This is a genomic window from Pseudomonas pohangensis, from assembly GCF_900105995.1.
GTDB lineage: Bacteria > Pseudomonadota > Gammaproteobacteria > Pseudomonadales > Pseudomonadaceae > Aquipseudomonas > Aquipseudomonas pohangensis.
Genome location: NZ_LT629785.1, coordinates 3,715,781 through 3,741,521, shown reverse-complemented (window position 1 = coordinate 3,741,521; position 25,741 = coordinate 3,715,781). Strand labels below are relative to the sequence as shown.

Annotated in this window: 26 protein-coding genes; 16 read left to right on the top strand and 10 right to left on the bottom strand. The window is 62.0% G+C overall.

The features are described 5' to 3' along the window. Positions 1-68 precede the first annotated feature (68 nt). The 3 genes from BLT89_RS17385 to BLT89_RS17375 all read left to right on the top strand — a co-directional run bounded on the left by BLT89_RS17385 (position 69) and on the right by BLT89_RS17375 (position 3,537). Positions 69-1,871 (top strand): histidine kinase, encoded by a 1,803-nt coding sequence (locus tag BLT89_RS17385; RefSeq protein WP_090198443.1) that lies wholly within the window; start codon positions 69-71, stop codon positions 1,869-1,871. Then, on the top strand, positions 1,868-2,506 hold the full coding sequence (gene narL, locus BLT89_RS17380) for a two-component system response regulator NarL (RefSeq protein ID WP_090198439.1): 639 nt from the start codon (positions 1,868-1,870) through the stop codon (positions 2,504-2,506). Before BLT89_RS17385 ends, narL begins: the two co-directional genes overlap by 4 nt. Before the next feature lie 83 nt (positions 2,507-2,589). Beyond that, on the top strand, positions 2,590-3,537 hold the full coding sequence (locus BLT89_RS17375; RefSeq protein WP_090198436.1) for an IS481 family transposase: 948 nt from the start codon (positions 2,590-2,592) through the stop codon (positions 3,535-3,537). Positions 3,538-3,593: 56 nt separating this feature from the next. Here BLT89_RS17375 and BLT89_RS17370 read toward each other — a convergent pair whose 3' ends face one another. Then, positions 3,594-5,699, bottom strand: a complete 2,106-nt coding sequence (locus BLT89_RS17370; RefSeq protein WP_090198433.1) for a molybdopterin-dependent oxidoreductase — start codon at positions 5,697-5,699, stop codon at positions 3,594-3,596. A gap of 144 nt (positions 5,700-5,843) precedes the next feature. Between BLT89_RS17370 and BLT89_RS18015 the strand changes: the two genes are divergently transcribed. After that, positions 5,844-6,836 (top strand): GlxA family transcriptional regulator, encoded by a 993-nt coding sequence (locus BLT89_RS18015; RefSeq protein ID WP_090198429.1) that lies wholly within the window; start codon positions 5,844-5,846, stop codon positions 6,834-6,836. 126 nt (positions 6,837-6,962) lie between these two features. Continuing rightward, the gene (locus tag BLT89_RS17360; protein WP_090198426.1) at positions 6,963-8,453 is read left to right on the top strand and encodes a DUF3336 domain-containing protein; all 1,491 of its coding nucleotides are present in this window, start codon (positions 6,963-6,965) and stop codon (positions 8,451-8,453) included. Between the two features lie 138 nt (positions 8,454-8,591). Here BLT89_RS17360 and can read toward each other — a convergent pair whose 3' ends face one another. Beyond that, positions 8,592-9,221 (bottom strand): carbonate dehydratase, encoded by a 630-nt coding sequence (can, locus tag BLT89_RS17355; protein WP_197673522.1) that lies wholly within the window; start codon positions 9,219-9,221, stop codon positions 8,592-8,594. A 198-nt stretch (positions 9,222-9,419) separates the two neighbouring features. Between can and BLT89_RS17350 the strand changes: the two genes are divergently transcribed. Then, complete coding sequence (locus tag BLT89_RS17350; RefSeq protein ID WP_090198420.1) at positions 9,420-10,097, top strand: Crp/Fnr family transcriptional regulator; 678 nt, start codon at positions 9,420-9,422, stop codon at positions 10,095-10,097. A gap of 23 nt (positions 10,098-10,120) precedes the next feature. Beyond that, positions 10,121-10,525 carry a putative zinc-binding protein gene (locus BLT89_RS17345; protein WP_090198417.1) on the top strand — a complete coding sequence of 135 codons (405 nt, stop codon included), beginning with the start codon at positions 10,121-10,123 and terminating at the stop codon, positions 10,523-10,525. A gap of 11 nt (positions 10,526-10,536) precedes the next feature. On the opposite strand, the gene ubiT is transcribed toward BLT89_RS17345, so the two are convergent. From ubiT to BLT89_RS17315, 6 genes are all read right to left on the bottom strand, one after another. After that, complete coding sequence (ubiT, locus tag BLT89_RS17340) at positions 10,537-11,028, bottom strand: ubiquinone anaerobic biosynthesis accessory factor UbiT (protein ID WP_090198414.1); 492 nt, start codon at positions 11,026-11,028, stop codon at positions 10,537-10,539. Next, the gene (locus tag BLT89_RS17335; RefSeq protein ID WP_090198412.1) at positions 11,022-11,912 is read right to left on the bottom strand and encodes a U32 family peptidase; all 891 of its coding nucleotides are present in this window, start codon (positions 11,910-11,912) and stop codon (positions 11,022-11,024) included. The genes ubiT and BLT89_RS17335 overlap by 7 nt, the downstream gene beginning before the upstream one ends. A gap of 10 nt (positions 11,913-11,922) precedes the next feature. Further along, complete coding sequence (ubiU, locus tag BLT89_RS17330; RefSeq protein WP_090198409.1) at positions 11,923-12,918, bottom strand: ubiquinone anaerobic biosynthesis protein UbiU; 996 nt, start codon at positions 12,916-12,918, stop codon at positions 11,923-11,925. An 88-nt stretch (positions 12,919-13,006) separates the two neighbouring features. After that, positions 13,007-14,197 (bottom strand): NnrS family protein, encoded by a 1,191-nt coding sequence (locus BLT89_RS17325; RefSeq protein ID WP_090198406.1) that lies wholly within the window; start codon positions 14,195-14,197, stop codon positions 13,007-13,009. Between the two features lie 88 nt (positions 14,198-14,285). Beyond that, complete coding sequence (locus tag BLT89_RS17320; protein WP_090198403.1) at positions 14,286-14,933, bottom strand: tetratricopeptide repeat protein; 648 nt, start codon at positions 14,931-14,933, stop codon at positions 14,286-14,288. Between the two features lie 80 nt (positions 14,934-15,013). Beyond that, positions 15,014-17,608 (bottom strand): arylsulfatase, encoded by a 2,595-nt coding sequence (locus BLT89_RS17315; RefSeq protein WP_090198400.1) that lies wholly within the window; start codon positions 17,606-17,608, stop codon positions 15,014-15,016. Positions 17,609-18,097: 489 nt separating this feature from the next. Between BLT89_RS17315 and BLT89_RS17310 the strand changes: the two genes are divergently transcribed. The 5 genes from BLT89_RS17310 (at position 18,098) to BLT89_RS17290 (ending at position 21,954) form a co-directional block, all read left to right on the top strand. Then, positions 18,098-18,520, top strand: coding sequence for a DUF3302 domain-containing protein (locus BLT89_RS17310; RefSeq protein ID WP_090198398.1), 423 nt, complete (start codon positions 18,098-18,100; stop codon positions 18,518-18,520). After that, positions 18,520-19,671: an HlyD family secretion protein gene (locus tag BLT89_RS17305; protein ID WP_090198395.1), complete on the top strand. Its 1,152-nt coding sequence runs from the start codon at positions 18,520-18,522 to the stop codon at positions 19,669-19,671. The genes BLT89_RS17310 and BLT89_RS17305 overlap by 1 nt, the downstream gene beginning before the upstream one ends. Further along, a complete protein-coding gene (locus BLT89_RS17300; protein WP_090198392.1) occupies positions 19,668-21,146 on the top strand; it encodes an efflux transporter outer membrane subunit in 1,479 nt (492 codons plus the stop codon). Before BLT89_RS17305 ends, BLT89_RS17300 begins: the two co-directional genes overlap by 4 nt. A gap of 154 nt (positions 21,147-21,300) precedes the next feature. Beyond that, positions 21,301-21,585 (top strand): hypothetical protein, encoded by a 285-nt coding sequence (locus BLT89_RS17295; protein WP_090199193.1) that lies wholly within the window; start codon positions 21,301-21,303, stop codon positions 21,583-21,585. Positions 21,586-21,711: 126 nt separating this feature from the next. Then, positions 21,712-21,954 (top strand): TIGR02647 family protein, encoded by a 243-nt coding sequence (locus BLT89_RS17290; RefSeq protein ID WP_090198389.1) that lies wholly within the window; start codon positions 21,712-21,714, stop codon positions 21,952-21,954. A 37-nt stretch (positions 21,955-21,991) separates the two neighbouring features. Here the strand turns inward: BLT89_RS17290 and BLT89_RS17285 are convergent, their stop codons facing one another. Both BLT89_RS17285 and cyaY read right to left on the bottom strand, forming a co-directional pair. Further along, positions 21,992-22,198: a DUF1289 domain-containing protein gene (locus tag BLT89_RS17285; RefSeq protein ID WP_090198386.1), complete on the bottom strand. Its 207-nt coding sequence runs from the start codon at positions 22,196-22,198 to the stop codon at positions 21,992-21,994. Continuing rightward, on the bottom strand, positions 22,179-22,511 hold the full coding sequence (cyaY, locus tag BLT89_RS17280) for an iron donor protein CyaY (RefSeq protein ID WP_090198383.1): 333 nt from the start codon (positions 22,509-22,511) through the stop codon (positions 22,179-22,181). Before cyaY ends, BLT89_RS17285 begins: the two co-directional genes overlap by 20 nt. A gap of 235 nt (positions 22,512-22,746) precedes the next feature. Here cyaY and lptM point away from each other — a divergent pair, with 235 nt between their 5' ends. From lptM to BLT89_RS17260, 4 genes are read left to right on the top strand one after another with little or no spacing between them, the layout of a single operon-like run. Then, complete coding sequence (gene lptM, locus BLT89_RS17275; RefSeq protein ID WP_090198380.1) at positions 22,747-22,884, top strand: LPS translocon maturation chaperone LptM; 138 nt, start codon at positions 22,747-22,749, stop codon at positions 22,882-22,884. Positions 22,885-22,893: 9 nt separating this feature from the next. Next, complete coding sequence (gene lysA / locus BLT89_RS17270) at positions 22,894-24,153, top strand: diaminopimelate decarboxylase (RefSeq protein ID WP_090198377.1); 1,260 nt, start codon at positions 22,894-22,896, stop codon at positions 24,151-24,153. Positions 24,154-24,157: 4 nt separating this feature from the next. Further along, complete coding sequence (gene dapF / locus BLT89_RS17265; RefSeq protein WP_090199191.1) at positions 24,158-24,988, top strand: diaminopimelate epimerase; 831 nt, start codon at positions 24,158-24,160, stop codon at positions 24,986-24,988. A 12-nt stretch (positions 24,989-25,000) separates the two neighbouring features. Then, complete coding sequence (locus BLT89_RS17260) at positions 25,001-25,699, top strand: DUF484 family protein (protein ID WP_090198373.1); 699 nt, start codon at positions 25,001-25,003, stop codon at positions 25,697-25,699. Positions 25,700-25,741 lie beyond the last annotated feature (42 nt).

Sequence of the window (25,741 nt, the reverse complement as noted above, 5' to 3'; positions counted from 1 at the left end):
TAGCGCTTCATACCGATACCCTGCAAGGATCTTCGGCTAGCAATCAACTCTTTAGGGGTAGCCCACCCATGCTGCAGCTGCTGAGAAGCTCTTTACCCGCCCGCGCCGGCCTCGCGGTGATCCTGATTGCCGTGCTGGCACTGTCCAGCGCCATCAGTGCCGGTCTGCTGGCCTGGGTCAGCGAGGACGACGCTGCCGCGATCAATACCGCCGGCTCACTGCGCATGGCCACCTACCGGCTGGACTGGAAGCTGGAAAGTGGTGCCAGCGCGCAGGAAATCGCCGCACTACAGGCCGACATGCTTGAGCGCCTGCACAGCAGCGACCTGCATGTGGTGCTCAACGGCAACCCCGCCGAGCCGCTGCAGCAGGCCTACAACCAGCTGCTTGGCACCTGGCAGGAACAGCTGCAACCGGCACTCGAGCGCGGTGACAAAATCTACTTCCAGCAGCAGGCAGAAACCTTCGTCGCCCAGCTCGAAAATTTCGTCACCCTGCTGCAGCATCAGAGCGAACGCCGCCAGGGCTGGCAGCAGAACATCCAGGGCGCCGCCCTGTTGCTCACGGTGTTCATTCTCATCGTGATCATGTATCAGCTGCAGAACTCCGTGATCATCCCGCTGCAGGATCTGGTCAGCGCCACCGAACGCTTTCGCGCCGGCGACCTGAATGCGCGTATCGAATACCTTTCCGAGGATGAACTGGGACAGATGGCGGTCAGCTTCAACGCCATGGCCGATGCCATCGAGGAATCGCACCGCACACTGGAGCGGCGCGTGCGCGAAAAGACCCAGAACCTGGCACAGAGCAATGCCGCGCTGGAACTGCTGTACCTGAGCAGCAGCCGCTTCGCCGGCAACCCGGCCAAAGTCGAGCAGCTCGACGACCTGATCAACAGCTTCCAGCAGCGCCTGCCCGGCCTGCGATTGAGCCTGTGCCTGCATGACAACCCGCTGGAGCCGGGGGAGCAGCTGATTGCCATGCACGGTAGCAACCTGCGGGAAATCTGTTCACGCAATGACTGTGCAAGTTGCGAGCGCAACAATCTGCCCAGCCAGCAGATCTTTCCGATCAGTAGTCAGGGTCTCAACCTCGGCGACCTGCGCGCACGTTTCGATGACGGCCACCTGCCGGCAGCCTGGGAAAGTGAACTGATCGGCGCGCTGACCAACCTGATCGGCACCGCCTTGTCGCTGGAGCGCCAGCGCGAACAGGACAATCGCCTGCTGCTGCTGGATGAGCGCACCACCATTGCCCGCGAACTGCACGACTCACTGGCCCAGGCGCTGTCCTACATGAAGCTGCAGGTCAGCCGCCTGCAAACCATGATCCGTCGTGGCAGCAGCGCCGAACAGCTGGAACAGGTCAGTGAAGAAATCCGCGAAGGGCTGAACAATGCCTACCGCCAGCTGCGCGAACTGCTGACCACCTTCCGCCTGCAGATTCAGGATGGCGGCCTGGAGCAGGCGCTGGAGGAAACCGCGCGGGAATTTGCCCAGCGCGGCAACTTTCATGTGCAACTCAACTGCGCCTCGCTACCGTTCAGCCTCTCGGCCAATGAACAGATCCACTTGCTGCAGATAGCCCGTGAAGCGCTGTCCAACTGCGCCCGACACTCCCGGGCCAGCCATGCCTGGGTGTCCCTGCGGCAGACCCATGAGAAGATCGAACTGCTGATCGAGGACGATGGCTGTGGCATCAGTGACGGCTTCGATACCCGCCAGCACCATGGCCTGACCATCATGCAGGAACGGGCGCGCAGCCTCGACGGCCAACTGCTGATCAGCCCCCGTGAAGGCGGTGGCACACGCATCCAGCTGCATTTCCAGCCTGTATTCTTCAGCCAGCAATCCGACAAGGAACCCGCATGAGCAACCCCGAGACCTACACCCTGCTGCTGGTCGACGATCATCCGATGATGCGCCGCGGCCTGCGCCAGCTGCTCGATCTGGAAGATGACCTGCTGGTCATCGGCGAGGCCGGCAATGGCCTGGAAGCGCTGCAGCAGGTGGCGCAGTTGCAGCCGCAACTGGTGCTGCTGGACAACAACATGCCTGAAATGAACGGGGTGGAAACCCTCAAGCGCCTGCGCGAACAGGGCTACAAGGGCAAGGTGCTGATGTTTACCGTGTCCGATGACGAAGCCGATGTGCGCGACGCCATGCGCTTCGGCGCCGACGGCTATCTGCTCAAGGACATGGAGCCGGAGAAGCTCATCGCGCAATTGCGCGAAGCCATGCAGGGTTCGCTGGTCATCAGCCCGACCCTGACCCGCGTGCTGGCCCAGGCCCTGCGTGCGCCGGCAGGCGCCAGCCAGCTGGACCTCACCGACCGTGAGCGCCAGGTGCTGAAGATGATTGCCGGCGGCAGCAGCAACAAGATGATCGGCAACAAGCTGGGCATCACCGAAGGCACGGTCAAGGTGCACGTGAAAAACCTGCTGCACAAACTCGGCCTGCGCTCGCGCGTCGAGGCCGCCGTGTGGGCCATGGAGCATATGCGCTAGGTGTGATCTCTCAGTAGGTTGTTCATCCGGGGCTTTCCCGGAATTCTGGAAGTGCGACCCACCATGCCTTCCAGGAGCCCCGAATGAACTTGCATAAACATGCCCGTCTTACTCCCCGCGGTCGAGCCCTTTTGGTTCAGCGCATTCAACATGGTTTGAGAGTCGAGGAAGCCGCTCAGGCTGCCGGGGTGAGCGTGCGAACCGCCTACAAATGGCTCAAGCGCTTTCGCGAGGAAGGCGAGACCGGTCTACAAGACCGCTCGTCACGACCTCGGCACTGCCCGCATGCAACCGCCGATACGCTGATAGAGCGCGCGATTGAGCTACGCCGTGCACGCAAAACCTACCGCCAGATCGCCGGGGAAGTGGCCGTGGCCGTCAGCACCATTGCACGCCGCCTGCGACAAGCCGGCTTTCATCGTCTGGCGGAACTGGAGCCCGCGCCACCGGTAGTGCGCTACGAATATCCGACCCCCGGTGATCTACTGCATCTGGATATCAAGAAACTGGGGCGTTTCTGGCGACCAGGCCATAGGGCCACGGGCGATCGCCAGCAGAACTCCAACGGCGCGGGCTGGGAGTACGTCCATGTCGCCATCGATGATGCCAGCCGCATCGCTTTCAGCAGTCTGCACCCCGATGAGCGGGGGCGCAGTGCTTGCCAGGCCTTGCTCCGAGCGCTGCGCTACTATCGCGCGCTGGGTATTCGCTTCACCCGCATCATGACCGACAACGGCAGCTGCTATGGCTCACGCAAGTTCCGCCGCCTGGTCAAGCGGCTGGGGTTACGCCATCTGCGCACCAAGCCATATACGCCAAGGACCAACGGCAAGGCTGAGCGCTTCATCCAGACCAGTCTGCGCGAGTGGGCCTATGCCCGTAGCTACGAAAGTTCAGCGCAACGCGCACAGCACCTGATGCCTTGGCTGCATCAATATAATTGGCACCGGCCGCACGCCAGTCTCGGTTACCATCCGCCCATCAGTCGCGCACCACTTTCACTGAACAACGTACTGGGTTTACACAGCTAGGCGGCGCACCGCTTCAATGGTTGCCGGGTGGCCCCAGCACCGAAATCAGCCTGCAATCAGGCCGCAGCAATCACCACCGGCGTACCGTTAAGCGCGGCATTGCCGGTCAAGGGGTCGATACGACGATCATCGGTCAGGCTGTTGATGCTGATACCCGGCTGTCTGGCCGCCGTAGTCATCGCCGTATCCTGCTGGTTATGCCCCCAACCCTGGGGAATGCTGACCACCCCCGGCAGGATGTCGTCATCGATTTCCAGCGGTAGCTGCACCTGACCGCTGGCCGAGCGCACGCTGACCGTTTGCCCGGTGTGCAACTGCAGGCGCTGGGCATCGGCGGAATGCATCTGCAGGGTCACCGGGTTCTTGCCCTTGATCAGGCGATACGCGTTGTGCGTCCAGGTGTTGTGATTGCGCACCAGCCGCCGGCTGATCATCTGGAACGGAAATTCGGCGCGCAGGGCGGCATCGTCCTGCAGGGCTGCGCGCAGGCGCGGCAAATCGTTGAGGTACATTGCCGGGGCCAGCTGGATGCGTCCGTCCGCCGTGCGCAACCGTTCGGCCACGCAGGGCTGCAACGGGCCGAGGTCGATGCCGTGGGGGTTGTCCAGCAACAGTTGCAGACTCATTCCCTGCGCCTGGTAGCGACCGGCCCTGAGCCCCTGGTCGAGCAGCAGTTCCGGCGTGCTGCCATCTTCGGCAATGCCGGTCAGGCAGCTGATCAGTCCCTTGAGAATCTGCCAGTCGTGCTTCTGATAATCGGCTTTTTCGAACATCGGCGGTGAGTACTTCACCGTATTGCTCACGGCAAAACTGTTGAAGAACACATCGAAATGGGCGATTTCCAGACCGGTTGTGGCCGGCAGGATGATGTCGGCATGTATGCTGGTCTCGTTCAGGTAGATATCCACGCTGACCATGAATTCGAGTGCGGCAAAGGCTTCTGTCAGGCGGTCACCGTTGGGCGCCGACAGCACCGGATTGCCGGCAATGGTGAACAGCGCCCTGATCTGCTCCGCGCCGGGCGTGAGGATTTCCTCCGCCAGCGCGGCGATGGGGAACTCGCCGTTGAAATACGGCAACTGGCGCACGCGCGACTGGTAACGACCATAGGAATTGGCACGACCGGCCTTGACGCCGGCCAGCAGGTCAAACGCCGGTTGCGGAAACATCGCCCCGCCGACCCGGTCGAAATTGCCGCTGATGATGTTGAGCACCAGCGTCAGCCACTGGCACAGGCCACCGAACGATTGCGTGGAAGCGCCCATGCGGCTGTAGCAGACCGCCGAGGGCGCACTGGCGAACTCATGCGTCAACTGGCGAATCTTCCCGGCGCTGATGCCCACAGCTTCTGCGACTGCCTCCGGAGAAAATGCTGCAGCGGCGCTTTTGACCTGCTCGAAGCCGTCGGTGATGGCTTGCAGATGGCGCAGCTGCACCCGATCGTCGGCGATCAGCGTGTGGATCATGGCGAGCAGTAACAGCGCATCTTTTTCCGGCCGAATAAACAGATGCTCACTGGCGATTTTGGCCGTCTCTGTACGCCGCGGATCAATCACCACGACCTTGCCGCCACGCTGCTGAATCGCCTTGATGCGTCCCGGCATGCCCGCAGCGCTCATCATGCTGCCGTTGGACACCACCGGGTTGCCGCCGATGATCAGCAGGTAGTCGGTACGATTGATGTCCGGCACCGAAATGCTCATGCCGGCGCCAAACATGTAGTTGGCTGCCACATGGTGCGGCAGCTGGTCGGCGGATGCCGAACTGAAGCGCTGCTTGCTGCCCAGCGCCTTGAAAAACTGTGGCAGGAATATGGCGTTGCCCAGATTGTGCGCATTCGGATTGCCCATGTAGGCACCGACGCTGTGCGGCCCGTACTCGGCCTGGATGCCGCGCATGCGCGCACCGATCTCGGCAAACGCCGCCTTCCAGCTGATCTCTTCCCAGCCACCGGGGATTTTGCGCAGCGGTTTTTTCAGGCGCTCCGGGTCGTGGTAGAAATCCTGCAGCGCCACGGCCTTGGGGCAGATGTGGCCGCGACTGAAAGGATCCGCCGGATCGGGCTTGATCGAGAGAATCTCCTCACCCCGATGTCTGATTTCAATGCCGCACATGGCTTCGCAGATGTTGCAGGTTCGGTAGTGGGTCTGGACGTCGCTCATGCTGGCTGTCTTCCGGAAAACCGTGGCGGATCGGGACAGCCATTCTGGCAACCGCACCCGCGCTGTGTAATTGTAGAAAACGACATAAAATTGGTCATTTCAGCCAAACTGTTGCGATGACCGCCACGCCAGGGAGCCAGCTGTATGGTCAGCGTCACCGTATTGCTCTTCGACTACGCGCTGGCGGCCGCCGTCATGGGCATCCACGACCTGCTGTACTTTGCCGGCAACGCCTATCAGCGCCGCCATCCGGCCAGCAGCGGCGGGCATTTCCAGATCCGCCTGGCCAGCCGCGACGGCCAGCCGGTGCAGGTGATGAACCGCCTGAGCCTGACTGCGCATTGTGCGATCAGCGAGATTGCCGCCAGCGATGTCTATCTGGTGCCGACTATTGCCGGCGATATCGAACAGAGCCTGGCCGACAACCAGTGGCTGGTGGAGGTGCTGCGGCGTGCCGGGCAAGCCGGCAGCCTGCTGGGCAGCAACAGCAACGGCTCGTTCTTTCTGGCCGAAGCCGGTTTGCTGCACGGCAAACCGGCGACCACTTTCTGGGATAACGTCGAACTGTTTCGCGCACGCTATCCGCAGGTCGACCTGCGCCCCGACCAGCTGCTGATCCACGATGGCAACATCCTCTGTGATGCCGGCGGCACCTCGTGGTTTGATCTGGGGCTGTATCTGGTCGAGCTGTTCTGCGACCACCAGACCGCCATGGATACCGCCAAGTACTTCATGGTCGATCTGGAGCGCGCCACCCAGCTGTCCTTCACGCCCCTGGCGAGCAAGCGTCACCACAGCGACCAGACCATCCTGGAGATCCAGCGCTGGCTGGAGTGCCATTACAGCGAAGCGGTTTGCCTGGCGAACGTCAGTCAGCGCTTTGGCCTGTCGAACCGTTCACTGGCCCGGCGCTTCAAACTGGCTACCGGGGTCACACCGCTGAACTACCTGCAGGAAGTCCGCCTCGACGCGGCCGGGCGCCAGCTGGTGCAGTCCGGCGCCAGCATCGAAGACATCACCAATGCGGTGGGCTATGCCGATATCAGCTCGTTTATCCGCCTGTTCAAACGCAGAACCGGCTACTCACCCAGCAGCTACCGCGCGCGTTTCCGCGCACTGCATGTGCCAAGACCCTAGAACCCGGATCAGCGGCCGCTGCTCCCGTGCACCATTCAGCGCCGGCAAAGGCGCGGGGCAGCGACTAGGATCAGTTGACCCTTTTCGGCGGTTGCACACCGCCGCCCAGCGCAGGAGTTCCATTTGATGCCCAGCAAGCCCGCCGCCACCCGCTCGCGGTCAAAAATCGAGGCCGATTTGCGTGAAGCGCAGAGTTATGCCGAATGGCTGGCACTGGCCGGGGAGCATGACCGGGTCACCGGCGCCGACGACTGGCGCGCCGATGACCACACTGACCTGCTGCACGTGCCGGAGATCCGGAAAAGCATCCTGCGCCTGCGCGAAATGCGCGAAGCCGGCGAGACCTGGGGCCTGCGCGCCAAGTTGCAGGAAGTACTGTTCCGCCACCAGAGCGAGTTCACCCACCCGGAGCTCTACCATACCGCCAAGGCCGGCACCAAGTTTGTCGTCACCGAGTTTCTTGACGAGGTCGAGGCCTGTGCCGGACAGCTGCTCAGCCTCGACGTGGAGGGCGCCGACGATGCGTTCAAGCTGGAGGAACTCAAGCGGGTCGGCCGCGTCTACGGCCGTCCGGCACTGCTGTTATCGGGCGGTGGCGCACTGGGAATCTTTCATCTGGGCGTGGTCAAGGCGCTGTTCGAACAGGATCTGCTGCCGCGCAGTATTTCCGGTTCGAGCATGGGCTCGATCATTGCCGCCTGGGCCTGCACCCATAACGATGACGAAATCCGCGCGCAGCTGGCCAACCCGCAGTCGATTTTTCTCGATGCCTTGCGCGTGCTGCCGTTCAGGGAAATGCTCGCCCAGCGCACGATCATGGATCAGCCGCACCTGCTGAAATTCCTGCAGACCCTGACCCCCGAAATGACCTTTGCCGAGTCGATGCAGCACTCGCGGCGCATCCTGAATATCTCGGTATGCCCGTACAACACGGTGCAGAGCCCACGCCTGCTGAATTATCTGTCGGCCCCGGACACCATGATCCACAACGCCTCGGTCGCTTCCTGCGCCATTCCCGGCGCCTTCAAACCGGTGCAATTGCTGGCGCGCCAGCAGGGTCAGGTAGTGCCATGGATGGAAGGCGAGCTGTGGGTGGATGGTTCGGTAGGCAATGACCTGCCGTTTGCCCAGCTCGCGCAACTGCTGAACATCAACCACTTCATCACCTCCCAGGCCAACCCGCATATCGTGCCGTTCCAGGCGGTGTCGGGGGATAACCGCAGCCATTTCTCGGCGTTGACACGGATGTATGGCGGCATTGCCTTCGACAGCTGGTCACAGGTGCTGAATGCTGCGCGCAAGCGTCAGCCGAACGGCTTGATGCGCGGCTTGCTGGCCACCGCTCACGGCGTGGTCAGCCAGCGTTACGCCAGCAGCGACATGCACATCCAGCTGCCATTCAAGCTGGGCCTGTTTCCCAAGGTGCTGCAGAACCCCAGCTTCGAGGATCTGCTGGAGTACATCCGCCTGGGCGAACGGGCCACCTGGCCGCAGATTCCGATGATCCAGGACCGCACGCGGTTGAGTCGCTGGTTTGGCAACAACATCGGCACCCTGCTGCAACGCCTGAGCGCGACCACGCCACGGGGCAAGACGGGCAAGGCGTCCACACGCTAACGTCTGCGCCCGCCAACATATTGCTTTTATGGAGTTTTAACCCGCCACCGGGCACCGGCAGCGGGTTACAGCCAAGCCGACGGGCAGCTGGCTGAATGTATTGGCGGGCCGCAACCCGGCACGGCCCGGACCCTGGCTTCAGTCCTGATAGAGAAAGGTATCGTCGAGCTGCTGGGCAGAGTTGATCGTCACACCCAGATCATTCACCAGGCCGTCCTTCAGGCCATAGATCCAGCCGTGCACGCTGAGTTGCTGGTTCCGCTTCCAGGCGTTCTGCACGATGGTGGTATGGCAGACGTTGCGCACCTGGCGCTGCACATTCAGCTCACAGAGCAGATCGACCCGTGCCTCTTCATCGAGCCCCTCGAACTGCTCGCGGCTCTGGTGATACAGCGCCTTGATCGCCCGCAGCCAGTTGTCGATCAGCCCCAGTTCGTTGTGACTCAAGGCCGCACGCACACCGCCACAGCCGTAGTGACCACAGACAATCACCTGCTTGACCTTGAGCACATCCACCGCGAACTGCAGCACCGAGAGGAAGTTCATGTCGGTGGCGACCACCATATTGGCTACGTTGCGGTGCACGAACACTTCACCGGGCATCAGGCCGATCACTTCGTTGGCCGGCACCCGGCTGTCCGAGCAACCGACCCAGAGGAATTCCGGCTTCTGCTGATTGGCCAGACGCGAAAAGAATTCCGGATCCCGCGCACGCATGGATTCCGACCAGTAACGGTTGTTGTCGAGCAGCTGTTTGATGTCCATCAAATCTCCAGAAGGGTTGCCTGCACCAATTGGCGCAGCATAACCGCAGTTAACCCGCTGTTGAATTATTGCCGGGCAAGATTTACCGAAACTCCAGTCCGGAGAATTTCACCCGTACCCGAGCACCTCTTTGGAGGTACTGCGGCAGAGGCATGGTGACTTGCCGGGCGACGCCATAGGATGGAGTCTCGGAGGTGTCTCATGCTCAGCGAACCCGCCATTCTTGCCACCCTGCGCCAGCATCACCTGTTCAACCGCTTGCCCGAACCGGCATTTCAGGAAGTCTGCGGTCTGGCCAACCTGCGCCGCCTCGAAGCCGGCGACTGCCTGTTCCATCAGGGTGATGCGGCCGAGCGCTTCTATCTGGTCATGGACGGTCAGATGAAACTGATCCGCACGCTACCCGAAGGCCAGGAAAAGCTGGTGGAAGTAATCCACAGCGGCCAGAGTTTTGCCGAAGCCCTGCTGTTCAGCGGCACGCGCTTCTATCCCGTCACGGCCAGCGCGCTGCGCAGCAGCAGCCTGGTCAGTATCGACGGCGTGCATTACCGGCACCTGCTGGAAAGCCAGCCGAAAATCTGCCTCGACCTGCTGGCCAGCTTCAGCATTCGCCTGCATCAGCGCCTCAACGAAATCGACACCCTGACCCTGGCCAATGCCAGCCGGCGGGTCGTGCGCTTTCTCGACCAGGCACCGCAGAGCGCCAACGGTGATATCCAGCTGAGCGTCTCGAAACGGCTGATTGCCTCGCAACTGGGTATCCAGCCGGAAACCTTTTCGCGCATCCTGCATCGGCTGATCGATGCCGGACTGATTGCCATGCAGCAGCGCACCATCCAGATTCTCGATCGCAGCAGCCTGGCGAGCTATTGCGACTGAGAACCCGCCAAGGAGACACAGGCATGTCTGCAAAGCCGATTCCACTGGTCTACTCCTGCTCCGGCTGCTCCAACGTGGCGCAACTGGCCAACACCCTGGCCGTGCGTCTGGACCGCGCCGGGCTGGCCGAAATGTCCTGCATCGCCGGGGTTGGCGGGCACGTCAGCTCGCTGGTCAACAAAGCCAGTTCCGGGCGACCGATTCTGGCGATTGACGGCTGTCCGCTGCAGTGCGTGAAAGGCTGTCTGGCCCAGCACGGGGTGAAAGCCACCGAACATCTGGTGCTGAGCAGTCTGGGGCTTAAAAAGCGCTATGGCGAGGATTGCACCAGCGAGGATGCTGACCAGCTGTTTGCCGAACTCAGCCAGCTGATCAGCAGCGAGCACATGCAACAGCCCGCTCGGAAATCGGCAAAAACCACTGCCTGACCGGCAACCACCTAGCCGGCCGCCTCAGCTTGCGGACGTGCCGCCAGGGTCTGCCCCATCTGCTGCAAGGCCGACCAGAGCGGTGCGGGCAGGTGATCCGGATCCAGACTGTCGAGCAGGTTCTTCACTTCAAGACCCAGTTCGGTATCGCCTTCGATCTGCAAACGACGGCGGAAGAACAGCGTATCCGGATCCTCCTGACGGCTGGCCAGCAGCAGAAACTCGCGCCAGTTGCCGCTGATGGTGACTTCCGCTGGCGCGCTGGCCTGCAACTGCAAACCCGTCGGGGTCGCACTCAGACACCAGCCGATGTCGAGGTCACGCACCTGCAGGCGTAACCAGCGGCCCTCCAGCGAAGCAAAGCTGCCCTCGCGCAACGCGGCGGCAAACAGGCGATTCAGCGCTTGCTGCAGGGGCCAGCGCTGGAGGTTCTGCGGTACCCGCGCGGCCAGCGGCAACAGGCGTTCGGTGAGTTTCAGCGAGAGTGCGGCGCGACTCAGCATAAGCCCGCCTCCTGCGCCCCGAGCATGCCCGGGCGGCCATGCCAGTAGCCGTTGCAACCGCTGACGGCCAGCGGTGGCAAGTCGCCCTGACGCACCTTGTCGAATGCACCGATAACCCCCGGCATACCCGCCACCCGCGGGCTCAAACGCAACAGGTCGGCACCCGCTGCTGCCAGTTGCGGGTAATCGGCCAGCAGGTTGCAGACATTCGCTGACAGCGTCTGGATGCCGTTCAGGGTGAACAGCGCCTCGCCCTCCTGACTGAGCAAAGGAATGCCTTCCGGATAGCTCTGGCAGCACAGTTCGCAATCATCCTTGGGCCGGTTCTCGGCACGCGCGGTAAAGCAGCGCGCCGAGTAGGCCAGCGGCAGATGGCCATAGGCGAACAACTCGACTTCGGGCCGCTGCCGGCCCAGCTCGTCGAGCTGGTTCAGACAGGCCCGGATCAGCGCGCCGGAACACTCCACCGGCGGTACCCAGCGCTGCAGGCCGCAATCGAGCATTTCCGCCAGCGTGTAACCGTTGTAGATATTCAGCGCCGGACCAGCGACAAACGGCAGGCCGCGCTCGCGCAGAAACTGCACCGCGGCCATGTCATTGGCTTCCACCCGCAGTTCGCCGTTGTCACACAGGCGGCGCAGGCTGGACAGCTCGGAAGCCGCCTCGACCAGCGCCAGACCGGACAGCAGCACTTCGGCACTACTCGCTTCGCGCAGTTCGCGGGCCAGCCCCAGCCAGTCGTCCAGACGCAGGGCGCGGCGCTTGGCGCATACGGTTTCACCCAGATAGATGGCATCCAGCGGCTGCGTGGCCATCTCGGCATAGAAGTCCAGCACGCGCTGGCGTTCCCAGAAAAACAGGATAGGTCCCAGACTCAGTTGCATCGTCAATTCCTCATTGCCAGGCCCGATGATAGGCACCCAGGGTGGTCTGGCTGCCTTCCGACAGACCGTCCAGCACGCCACGCCATTGCGGCTCGACGCGGTAGGCATGGGGCCGCAGCCGGTAGCTGTCGAGCGCTGCACGCCAGACCCGGGTGACCTGCTCGACATAGGCTGGGCTGCGCTGGCGGCCTTCGATCTTCACCGCTGCCACGCCGATCTCCACCAGCTGCGGGATCAGGTCGAGGGTATTCAGGCTGGTCGGTTCTTCCAGCGCATGGAAGCGCTGGCCGTTGACCAGGAAGCGGCCCTTGCACAGGGTTGGATAACCGGCTGATTCATCCCTGGCGTAACGGTCGATCAGCACGCCGTTCAGGCGCGAGCTGAGGCCCTGCTCATCTTCCTGCCAGCGCACCGCTTTGGCCGGCGAACAGACGCCGCACAGATTCGGCGACTCGCCGGTCAGATACGACGACAGGTGGCAACGGCCCTCGGCCATGATGCACAGGCTGCCGAAGGCGAACACTTCCACCGGCACCGGACTCTGCGCCGCCACCTGTTTGACCTGGGCCAGCGACAGCACCCGCGGCAATACGGCGCGCTTGATGCCGTAACGCTGCTGATAGAAGGCCAGCGCCGCGGCATTGGTCGCCGAGCCCTGTACCGACAGGTGCAGATTCAGGCCCGGATGACGCCGGCTGGCATAGGCCAGCACGCCGGGGTCGGCAGCGATCAGCGCATCCACCCCAAGATCGGCGGCCTGATCCACTGCGCGCTGCCAGCGCGCCCAACCGGCCGGCTGGGCATAGGTGTTCACCGCGATATACAGCTGGCGGCCGTTCTGCCGCATCAGCGCCAAACCGCTTTCCAGCTGCTTGTCATCGAAATTCAGGCCGGCGAAGTGGCGGGCATTGGTGTCATCGCGAAAACCGACATACACCGCATCGGCGCCCTGCCGCAGCGCCGCCTTGAGTGCGGGCAGACTGCCCGCGGGACACACCAGTTGCATGAAGAGAGCCTCGAGAGCGGAATTCCCGAGGCACTCTAGAGGCTTGCGCGGGGCTTGCCTTGATTGCAGTCAACGCCGGAACAATGCGCTAGCCCGGATGTCCATCGGCGCGGGTGCGGCAGAGCATCGGTGCGTAACGCCAGAGGTATATGGCAAATGCCAGCGACCAGCAGATCATGGCCAGCCACAGCCCGCCCTGCAGCCAGAATTCGACCAGAAACACCCGCGCCACGGCACCGGCGTTGAGCAGCACGAAGGCCCAGCGTACCCCCGCCGGCAGTACCAGCGGGCGCCCGGTATGGCCGAGGGTGACCCGTGCCAGCATGGCCAGAATCAGCCCGGCCATGCTGCCTACCGTCAGCGCATGCAGCGGCTGGCTGTAATTGGCCAGCCAGCCGGCGTGCCACAACGCCATGCCCAGGCAGGCCAGCACCAGCCAGGCGTAGGCCAGATACAGCGACCACAGCAGCGGCACGCCGAACAGGCCGCGATCAAACCAGCGGCCCATGCGCACCGCATGCCCGATGCCCAGCAGCAGGAACAGCAATGCCACCGGCAGATTCGCCAGGCCCGCCAGCCCCGCGGCATGCAGCACGGCGATCAGCGCGGCACCCAGCAACAGTGCGCGATCCAGCCAGAGAACCGGTTTTACCGCCGCTGGCCGGCCCAACCCGCGCTGGATGAAGAACGGGATCACGCGCCCGCCGATCAGCGTCATCATGGCTGCCACCAGCCATACCGCCGCCAGCACCGCGCGGCGCTGCCAGTCATGATCCTCGAGGGCCAGCCCGGCCAGGCACTGAGCCTCGGCAAGCAGCAACAGCAACAGAATCGCCACCGTCGGATAGTTGTTCTTCTGCCGCACCGCCCACAACAGACGCCCCATCATCAGTGCCGCCAGCAGCAGGAACAGCAGGTTCAACGGAATCAGCAGCCACAACGGCGCAGCCAGCAGCCAGCTGGCGCGGGCCGCCAGCCAGACCAGCAGCAACCCCGCCAGCGGCTTGCCGGAGATGCTTGGCCGGCCGGTCCAGGTTTGCACTGCAGTCAGCAGAAAACCGACGATGATCGCCCCGGCAAAACCGAATACCAGCTCATGCCGGTGCCAGGCCAGCCAGCCACCGACCGGTTGCCAGGGTCCCGCCGCACCGAGAAAGGCATGCACCCAGAACGGGATCGCCAGTAACGCCAGCAGGCTGCCGAACAGAAAGAACGGCCGGAAGGCCAGCCGCAGCAGTGGCGGGATTTTCATGGCCTGACGTTTTTCAGTGATTTGCATGGGGCTTACCGCAAGGGATAGAAAGGTTATTACTCTGCCCAGTCGGGCTGCGCCGGCCCTTGACCGCAATCAAGTCAGGCCAGCCACGCTACGGCTGGCTCGCTGCCTCGGCCTGCTGCAGATAAGCGGCCAGTGCCGGCTTCAGATTATCCGGCTTGAGCAGTTGTTCGGTGAGCGTCTGGGATTTCTGCAAATCCGCCAGCGGAATCTTGTTGGCCAGATTCTGGCGATTCTGTGCTGCCTGGGTCTTGCGGCCATCGGCGTAGGCCACCGAAACGTTATACAGGGCCATGGCCAGCACCTTGTCCTGCTTCACACCCTGACCGTTCTCGTAAAGCACACCGAGATTGCTCAGCGCATCGATATCACCGGCTTCAGCCGCCGGACGATACAAGCGCGCCGCCTCGACGTAGTTCACCGGAATACCCAGGCCATGCTCATTCATTGCACCAAGGTTGAACTGCGCATCGCTGTTGCCCTGTTCGGCCGCCTTGCTGTACCAGACAACCGCCTGCTGCGGGTCCCTGGCCACGCCAAAGCCGTTTTCGTAGAGCACACCCATGGCGTATTCGGCGCGCGGGTCATGTTTTTCCAGCAGGGGCTTGAGCTCTTCCCGGGCCTTGGCGTAGTCAGCCGCAGCAAAGGCGGCGGCCGCCTCATCGAAGCCGGCCAGCGCCACCGGGGCGAGCAGGGCCAGCAGCAGGCCGAGGGCGTATTTCGGTTGGTTCACAAACATGGGGAAATCCTTGAGCGAATAAGTTGCAGGGCAAAATGCAAGCGGGGCGCAATGCGCCCCGCTCTGTTTACCGCATGTGCTTACTCTCTGCCAGCCTCGACAGCTTTCAGCGCCTTTTCCATCTTCTCGATGTCGGCCTTGCTCAACTGCGGACGGTCGATCTTGATCGTCAGCTTGTTGAACTTGGCAGTCAGCGGGAACGGTGGCAGGTAATCGGCATCGTTGATACCGGTGATGGTGTCCTGACCGATGTCGAAACTCTCATCCCACTGCAGGATGATCGGCAGGGTCTTCTCCATCTTGCGGGTTTCTACAACCTTGCCATCCACCTTCAGCGTACCGGTACCCGAGCGGCCGATACCGCTGAAGTTGTTGTAGGCCATGGTGCCGACACCCAGACCGTCATACTTGAAGTCGAACTCCAGCACATGACGACCGGGCGCAAGTGCTTCCTGACCTTGCCACTTGACCCACTCGAGATTGAGCAGATTCCAGGTGAACACCGGCTTGCCCTTGAGCAGATAGAAACCCCAGCCGGCGAAGCGCCCACCGGAAGTCACGATCATGCCTTCAGCATTGCCTTCTTCCGGCACGGTGATATCCGCCGTGACGGTGTAGGAGGTGTTCAGCAGATAGGGCGCATCACCCTGCGGCAGGCCGGTCATCGGCCGCGTGTAGGTCAGTTCGCTGTGGCCGGCGGTGAGGCTCGGGCGTGGCGAGGCCACCCTGGCGCCGACCGATGCATCGAGCGGCAATACCTGATACTTCTTGGCTTCCTCGAGGAACATCGCGCGCATCTGCTTGACCTTGTCCGGATGCTGGGCGGCGATATCCTCGGACTGGTTGAAGTTCTTGCTCAGGTCATACAGCTGGAACACCTGGTTGTTCAGCGGATCGGTATTGGCGGCACCAAAAGCGTCCCATGGTGCACGGTCAACCTTGGTGCTGAGCAGCCAGCCTTCGTGATACAGCGCCCACTGGCCCATCATCTCGAAGTACTGGGTCTTGTGCCGCGAAGGCTCCTTGGCGTTCTTGGCATCGAAGGTGTAGAGGAAGCTGGTGCCCTCGATCGGCTTCTGCTTGATGCCGTCGACCACCTCGGGCGCCTTGATGCCGGTGGCTTCAAGGATGGTCGGCACCACGTCAATCACGTGCATGAACTGCTCGCGCAGCGCGCCCTTGTCCTTGATGCGTGCCGGCCACTGGATGACCATGTTCTGGTTGATGCCGCCGAGGCGCGAAGCGTTCTGCTTGAACCAGTCGAACGGTGTATCAAACGCCCACGACCAGCCGGCGGACATGTGGTTATAGGTAAACTCGGTGCCCCAGGCATCGTAATACTTCATCTGCACGTCAATCGGCACTTGCACGCCGTTGAAGAAGGCCACTTCGCTGAAGGTGCCATCCGGTCCGCCCTCGGCGCTGGTGCCGTTGTCACCGTTCTGGTAGATGATCAGCGTATTGTCGAGCTTGCCCAGATCCTCGAAGCCCTGGATCACCCGGCCGATCTCGTGGTCGTTGTAGGCCACGTAGGCGGCGAACACTTCAACCTGACGGATAAACAGCTTCTGCGCTTCGGGCGAGAGCTTGTCCCATGGTGTCAGCACGTCGTCCGGCCAGGGGGTCAGCTCCTCGTCCTGGGGAATCACGCCGAGCTTTTTCTGGTTGGCAAAAATGCGCTCGCGCAGTTTCTGGTAACCGTCGTCAAACAGGTGCATGGCGTGAATCTTGTCCACCCACTCCTTGGTCGGGTGGTGCGGTGCGTGGGAACTGCCCGGTACGTAGTTGATGAAGATCGGCTGGTCCGGATCGCTCTGGTGAATGCGGTACATCCAGTCCAGCGCGTCATCGGCCATGGCGGTGATCAGGTTCCAGGACGGTTCCTTGCCGGTGACCGGCCAGACTTTCGCCTTGGGATCCGAGCGATCCATCTTCAGCGTGCCTTCGTGGCCGATCCACGGGTAGATCTGCGTCGTATTGCGGAACAGGTTCGGCCCCCACTGATTGGCATCGCCGCCAACGAAACCGTAGAAGTAGTCAAAACCCATACCGGTAGGCCACTGGGTGAACGGCCCGGCCTGGCTGGCCTGATAGGTTGGCGTGTTGTGGTCCTTGCCGAACCAGCTGGTGGCATAACCGTTGTCGCGCAGAATACGGCCGATGGTGGCGTTATCTGTGCCAATCACGCTGTCGTAGCCAGGGTAGCCGGTGGCCTGCTCGGCAATCACGCCGAAGCCGACCGAGTGATGGTTGCGCCCGGTGATCATCGCCGCACGCGTCGGCGAGCACAGCGAGGTGGAGAACATGCGGTTGTAGCGCAGGCCATTGGCCGCGATGCGGTCCATGGTCGGTGTCGGGATCACGCCACCGAAAGTGCTCGGCACGGCAAAACCGGCATCATCGGTCATGATCAGCAGGACGTTCGGCGCACCCTTGGGCGGCACTACGGTCGGCGGCCACCACGGCGTGGAGTTCAGCGCGTCGTCCTTGATCACACCACCGAAGGGGATTGCCGGGGGCGGCAGTTGTTTACCGGAAAGCACCCGCTTGGCATCTGTCGCGCCAAGGGTACCCTCGATCTGGTCGGCACTCGCCATCGGGCTCAGGTGTGCCAGCAAGGCGGCCAGAGCCAGGCTCAAACCTGTCCCGCTGCGCCGCCACTTTTGTCTGATCATTGCGTTGGATCTCCGCGTGAGTTTTTACCCTGACCTGCCCGCTACAAGGCAGCTCCGTAGAACAAATGGCACCGGCTGGCGAAGCCCTGCATTGCAGGGGGACAAGGCCCGGGCAGTCGGTTATTCCTGCCTGTCGATCACCTGCCTGACCGGCATTTGCCGGGTAAAACAGGAGACATCGAAGCTGAAAATAGCAACTTCCATCAAATTATTTTGTATTTGTTACAATTTTCATGCTTCAGGTCAATTTTTTGGCGGAGCGCCCGCCGGGGAAGCATGGAAGCCACCATTCTATCCGGCTAGTCTTTCGTCCATACAGGGTATTTAGCGGCTGACCTGCGGACTGCCAACAAGGTCCACGGCAAAGCAGAATCGCCACATCCGGTGGATTCGTGGTGAAATCAACACGTCAGGCCGAACAATCGGCCGTTTGCGCAATACGGGCATGCCGGCAACTTGCAAGCACAACCTGAAAACAAGGACAAACCGATGTTAGGCTTTGAAATCGATCTATGGGACTACATCACCTTTCTTTCCCTGTTCATCATCGGTCTGGGGCTGGTTGCCGCCCTGGTGCTACTTGCGGGGCTGCCGGGCAAAATCGCCATCGCGCGCAAGCACCCCGACGCCGAGGCCGTGAATATCATGGGCTGGGCCGGCTTCCTCGCTGTGGTGCCATGGATCCAGGCCTTCATCTGGGCCTTCAAACCGACCGATATCATTGATATCCGCCGCTTCCCGGCCGAAGAGCGCAAGGCCATCGATATAGAAATCGCCAGGCTCAAGGGTGAAGAGCCGGATAGCCCCCAGCCTCCGGCAGAGGCATCGGCATCGGCATCGGCAACACCAGCAGCTGCTGAACAACCGACGCAACCCGGCCAGCATGACCCCGAGCACGGGGGCAAAGCCTGATGGTTGCCGGTCTGCTCATCTGCTCCATTTTCGCCTTCCTCGTCTGGCTGGTGTTCTTCAAATTCCGCTGGCTGAAGTTTTCCATTCTCTGGGGTGTGGTCTCGCTGTTCTTCGGCGCTCACCTGCTGCTGATCTTTCTGGTCGGCATGCGCTTCATGACTCCCGCCAGTACTTCGGCGGTAGTGGTGCAGCACACCATCCAGCTGGTGCCGCGACTGTCGCAGCCGACCATGGTCACCGAAGTACTGGTGGAGCAAAACACACCGGTGAAAAAGGGCCAGCCGCTGTTCAGGTTCGATGATCGCCCTTACGTCTTTCAGGTCAAGCAGTTGCAGGCCCAACTGGCCCAGGCCAAGCAGAATGTAAAAGTCCTGCAGGCCGATGTGATGATCAGCAAGCAGAAGGTCAACAAGGCACTAAGCCAGCTTGAACTGGCCAATTACCAGCTGAAACTCACCACCGACCTGAGCAGCCAGGGTGCCGGCCCGGTCGAGGAGCAACAGAAGGCACTGGCACAGGTCAAGGTCGAGCAGGCTGCGGTGCTGGAGGCCAGGGCCGAGGTCGAGCGCGCCGAGCTGGAGTACAACTCGCAGATCGATGGGGTCAACACCCAGGTAGCCGCGTTGCAGGCCGAACTGGAACAGGCACAGTTCTATCTCGATAACACCACAATCTATGCACCCGAAGACGGCCGCATCGCCAACCTGCAGGTTCGTCCCGGCATGGTCGCGGGCATTATCCGCATGGGTGCCATCGCCTCGTTCATCTGCGATGACAACCGCTACCTGCTGGCCAATTATTTCCAGGAAAACCTCAAGTACGTCAAAGTCGGCCAGCCCGTTGAAGTAGCCATGAATCTGTATCCCGGCCAGATATTCCCGGCCCGGGTCCAGAGCATCTGGAAAGTCAACGGCAGCGGCCAGTTCCTGCCCAGTGGCACCTTGCCGGAATACACCGCGCAGCCCCCGGAAACCCCCCAGGGCCAGTATGCGGTACAGATCACCTTCGATGATCCCGACCAGTCGAAATTCACCATCGGCGCCGGCGGCATCGCCGCCATTTACACCGAACATCAGGACTTCGCCTACCTGCGCAAAATCTCCATCCGTGCGCATTCCTGGCTGAACTGGCTGTACCCGTTGGATATATGAAGACGACCGACAAGCACTCCCTGCCCGGGCACGTCCTGCGACCTGCGGTCTGCGTTCTGCTACTGCTGCTGGGCGGCTGCCTCAGCGAACCACCGCAACGCGATGTGATCCTCGATCAGGCGCTGCCCGCCACACCACAGATGCCGGCGCAGTGGCTGGGTAATGCCCAGGCCACCCGGATCAGCCCGCAGGCCCTGCAAATGGCCGGCAATGGCTGGCTTGACGCCTTTGCTGATCCGCAATTGAACAGCGTGGTACAGGCCGCCCTGGAGAATAATCCCGATCTGCGTGTAGCTGCCTCGCAGGTCGCCATTGCCGCGGCCAATGTCAATCTGGTCGGCTCGCAACTGATGCCGCAAATAGGCGTCGGTGCCAACAAGAACTGGACCAAGGACTTCGGCCAGTCGAATGAATACCGCACCAACCAGGTCTCTGCGGGCGTGTCCTGGGAGCTGGATATCTGGGGCCGGCTGCGCGCCGAAGAGGCCTCCGCAGAAGCGGCTTATCAGGCCAGCGCACTGGATTACGCCTATGCGCGGCAGTCACTGGTCGCCACCACGGTCAAGAGCTGGTACCGCGTGGTCGAGGCTTATAAGCTGTTGCAGCTGGCAGAAGAAAGCCAGGTGCTGTATGCCGACATACTCAAGCTGGTAAAGATCCGCATGCGGGCCGGCAAGGTCTCCGACTTTGATGTAAGCCAGACACAAGCCTACCTGGATAACATCGAGACCCAGGTGCAAACCGCTGAGAAAAACTACGCCGAGGCCCGCCGCACTCTGGAATTGCTGCTCGGTCGTTACCCCGCCGGCGATATCCAGACCACGCGGATGCTGGCCAATCTGCCGCCGGTGATCGCTTCCGACACGCCGGTTTCCATTATTGCCCGGCGCCCGGATGTACTGGCCGCCGAACAACAGGTGATCAGCGCCTTCCGCCTGAATGAAGCGGACCGGCTGGCCCTGCTGCCGGGTTTCTCCCTGTCCCTCAATGCCGGACGCTACACCGACGGCCTGCTTGACGCGCTGAATCTGGAGCCCTGGCTGGGTACGGCGGGGCTGGGCATGCAGTTGCCAATCTATGAGGGTGGCGCCCTGCGCGCCAATATCCGCATCTCCGACGAGTACCAGAAGCAGGCCGTGGCCAACTATGGTCGCGTGGTCCTGCGGGCCCTGAATGAAGTGGAGTCGGGACTTATTGATGAATACTTCTACGATCGCGCCATCCTCGCTACCGATCAGGCCGTGCAACAACGGAAAAGATCGGTGACCATCGCCAAGCAGCGCTACCAGGCAGGTGCCAGTGACATGCTCACGGTTCTGCAGCTGCAGTCCCAGCAGCTCGGCAGCGAGGCCAGTGCCATCGAGCAGCGCTTTTTGCGGCTGAGCAACTGGGTCAACCTGAATCTGGCGCTGGGGCAGAGTTACAACCAGCAACCGCTGATCAGCGCCACCGCCGAGAACCAGCAGGTGCAGTAACATCGCGGAATCATCCACACTCGCCTGCAAGCGTAGCGCCGCCGCGTTGCAGGGAAGTTCCGGTGGCGGCTATAGCCCTTTGCCGGCAAGCAATTTAGGCCGGGCAGGGCGCATCTGCTAACTTGCAAGAATCAACCAGCCAATGGACCCCGCCATGCAAGACAGCCAAGACAACGACGAGGAAGCGTTCACCGAAGCGACGCTGATCAGCGCCATCGAGAACCAGATCGAGGCCGACGACCCGCCGGCAGCCCGGGCGACCTGCAACAAACTGACGCTGGTCGGTTATCCGCGCGAAGAAATCCTGCAGCTGATGGCACTGGTCCTGGCCGGAGAAATCAGCGCGATGCTTGCAGCAGACCGGCCATTCGACCGCGATGGCTATGAACTGGCGCTGCGCCGGCTACCTGAGTTACCCGCAGAGCAGACTGAAGACTGATGGCAAAGACTCTCGCGGCCCGCGCCATCCGCACCGCATAATCCTGCACAGTCCAGCCGACATCGCTACACTGCTGGTACAGCGTGCACAAACCCTGCGCGACCCTTGCAAAAGACCGGAGTGCTTATGGCATACACCCCTGAACTGATCGCCGAACTGGAAATTCTCACCCTGTTCAACCTGTCCAATACCACCGAAGGCATCAAGGTGCATCACAACGCAGCCGCCAGTGCGGTAGCCGCGGCACAGCGCCTGTACGACAAAGGCCTTACCGATCAGCCGGACGGTGGCTACCTGACCAGCCTGGGCCTGGATGCGGCCGAGCACGCGCAGTCGCTGCTGACCATTCTCACCCCGGCCAAAGCCTGACAAAGCGCTCTGCCGGATGCCGTGGCATCCGGCAGGCTTATTCCGCCGACCTGCCGCGGGCAGCAACCGGCTGACGGCGGGCGGCGGCAATGGCGCGGATCGCCCGGCGCCGTGCATCGCCGGCAGCCGACCATTCGAGAATTTCGCCGAGGCTGCGCCCGCAGCCCAGGCAGATATCCTCGTCGTCCAGACAACAATTGCGCACGCAGGGCGAAGCCTGCGTTTCAGTCCAGCTCGAACTCAATGTCCACTCCAGCCTGCTCGCGGCAGATGCGTACCAGCATTTCACCGAGCATTTCGTCACTGCTGTCGCACATCCAGCCGCCCTGGTCTTCGTCATAGTCGAAATGGAAACCGCCGGAACGCGCCGCCAGCCACAACTGGCGCAAGGGTGCCTGGCGGCTGAAGATCAGCTGGCTGCCATTTTCGAAGCGCACGGTGAGCACGCCGCCGCTGTTTTCCAGATCAACATCCAGATCCGTGTCGTCAAACGCATCCTCGATGGTCTGCTGCAGCGTATCCACCAGATCATGAAAGCGTGCTTCGCTCAAACTCATTACAGAAACCTCGAAAATCCCGGGAAGGGCGCCACAATCCGCTTATGCGGGGGCTGCGGCAATCTGCGTACAGGATGCCGGAGATCGCTCCCGCTGTCTTGCCAACCGCCACGGTGTCAGCCGGCAGCCACTGGTCGCCTGGCTGCAAGGCTTGCTCCGCCTGCGCCCCGGCGCATAGGCAAGGCGCCGGTCGCTCGGTATACTGCCGGCAATAATCGATTTCAGGATGTTCAACATGAAGCGCCTGCTCCTGTCCTTCATTGCGCTTGCCGTATTGAGTGTGTCCCTCGCCGGTTGTGGCCAAAAAGGCCCGCTGTACATGCCGGACGATGAGAAAGCCGTCAAAGAGCACGACAAAGACATCTTTCTCTAAGGGGGTTACATGGAAGCTTTCACCTACCGCGGCGGTGAGCTGTTCGCGGAAGGCGTGGCGTTGTCCGCTATTGCCGAGCGTTTCGGCACGCCTACTTACGTCTATTCACGCGCCCATATCGAACAGCAATACCGCGCCTATGCCGACGCCCTGCAGGGTATCGAGCATCTGGTGTGCTTTGCGGTAAAGGCCAACTCCAATCTCGGCGTGCTGAATCTGCTGGCACGTCTGGGTGCCGGTTTCGACATCGTCTCCCGCGGCGAGCTGGAGCGCGTGCTGGCTGCCGGTGGCGAGCCTGGCAAGATCGTCTTCTCCGGCGTCGGCAAGACCCGCGACGACATGCGCCGTGCCCTGCAGATTGGCGTGCACTGTTTCAACGTCGAATCCAGCGACGAGCTGGAGCGCCTGCAACTGGTGGCCGCCGAACTGGGCGTGCAGGCGCCGGTATCCTTGCGGGTGAATCCCGATGTGGATGCCGGCACCCACCCGTATATTTCCACCGGCCTGAAAGAAAACAAGTTCGGTATCGCCATCGCCGATGCCGAAGCGGTGTATGTGCGCGCTGCCAGCCTGCCGAACCTGCAGGTCATTGGCGTGGACTGCCATATCGGCTCGCAACTGACCACTCTGCCGCCGTTTCTGGATGCCCTCGACCGCCTGCTGGCACTGATTGACCGTCTGGCAGCGCACTGTATCCGCATTCAGCATCTGGATCTGGGCGGCGGTCTCGGCGTGCAGTACCGCGACGAGCAGCCACCCCTGGCCAGCGACTATATCCAGGCCGTACGCGAACGCCTTGGCAGTCGCCAGCTGGCACTGGTGTTCGAGCCGGGGCGCTCGATCGTGGCCAATGCCGGAGTACTGCTTACCCGCGTCGAGTACCTCAAGCACACCGAACACAAGGATTTCGCCATCGTCGATGCGGCAATGAACGACCTGATTCGGCCGGCGCTGTACCAGGCATGGATGGACGTACTCGCGGTACAACCGCGTCAAGGCACTGCCCGCAATTACGATATCGTCGGGCCGATCTGCGAAACCGGTGACTTTCTCGCCAAGAACCGTGAACTGGTACTGGCAGAGGGCGACCTGCTGACGGTCTGCTCGGCGGGCGCCTATGGTTTTGTCATGAGCTCGAACTACAACACCCGCGGCCGGGCGGCCGAGGTGCTGGTGGATGCTGGCGAGGCGTTCGAAGTGCGCCGGCGCGAGACGGTGCAGGAGCTGTTTGCCGCCGAAAGCCAGCTGCCAGCAGACCGGCAGGGATAACGCCATGTTATTGCGTTTTACCAAGATGCACGGCCTGGGCAACGACTTCATGGTCATCGACCTGATCAGTCAGCAGGCGCATATCCAGTCCAAGCACGCCAAACAGTGGGGTGACCGGCATACCGGCATCGGCTTCGACCAGTTGCTGCTGGTCGAAGCACCCAACAGTCCTGATGTCGATTTCCGCTACCGCATCTTCAACGCCGATGGCTCCGAAGTGGAACAGTGCGGCAATGGCGCGCGCTGCTTCGCCCGCTTCGTGCTGGACAAGCGGCTGACCGTGAAGAAGCGTATCCGCGTGGAAACCCGCGGCGGCATCATCGAGCTGCAGATGCGCGTCGACGGGCAGGTTACTGTGGACATGGGCCCGCCACGGCTGAACCCGGCAGAGATTCCATTCAGCGCCGACAGCGAGGCGCTGAGCTACCCGCTCGACGTCGAAGGGCAAAGCATCGAGCTGGCCGCCGTGTCGATGGGCAATCCGCACGCGGTGATCCGTGTCGATGACGTGGACAGTGCTCCGGTAAAGACCCTCGGGCCGAAAATCGAAACCCATGCGCGCTTTGCGCAGAAGGTTAACGTCGGCTTTCTGCAGGTGCTTGACCGCCAGCACGCCAGACTCAGGGTATGGGAGCGGGGCGCCGGCGAAACCCAGGCCTGCGGTACCGGCGCCTGCGCGGCGGCAGTGGCGGCGATTCGGCAGAACTGGATGGATTCACCGTTGCAGCTGGAGCTTCCAGGCGGCAAGCTGTGCATAGAGTGGGCAGGAACGGGTGAGCCGGTTATGATGACCGGGCCTGCAGTTCGTGTTTACGAAGGACAGATTCGCCTCTAGCCGAGTATTGCCATGACCGAAGAACGCAAGGAACCAGTGCCTCTCGACTCGGAAACGGTTGCAGCCTACCTGCGCCTGCATCCGGAGTTCTTCGCCGATCATGACGAACTGATTCCCGATTTGCGCATTCCACACCTGCCCGGCGCGGCGGTCTCGCTGGTCGAGCGGCAGGTCAAGCTGCTGCGTGAACGCAACATTGAAATGCGTCATCGCCTGTCGCAACTGATGGACGTTGCCCGCGATAACGACCGCCTGTTCGACAAGACCCGCCGCCTGGTACTCGACATGCTCGATGCGACCAGTCTGGAAGAGGTGATCAGCGCCGTTGAAGACAGTCTGCGCCACGAGTTCAAGGTGCCCTTCGTCAGCCTGATCCTGCTCAGCGACAACCCCACCGGGGTCGGCCGCTCGGCCAGCCTGGCAGAAGCCCATCAGGCGATTGGCGGCCTGCTATCCGGCAACAAGAGCGTCTGCGGTATTCTGCGGCCACAGGAACTGACCTTCCTGTTCGGCAAGCAGGAAGGCGCCAAGGTTGGTTCCGCTGCGGTAGTGAGTCTGGCCCATCAGGGCCTGCACGGCGTGCTGGCGATCGGCAGTCCTGATCCGCTGCACTACAAAAACTCCCTCGGCACCCTGTTCCTCGGTTATGTTGCGGAAGTGCTGGCACGGGTGCTGCCGCGCTTTGCCACGCCACTACGCTCGGCGCGCTAAGGTTACGCAGCTCGTCCCGGCCGTCCCGCACCTGCAGGTTCG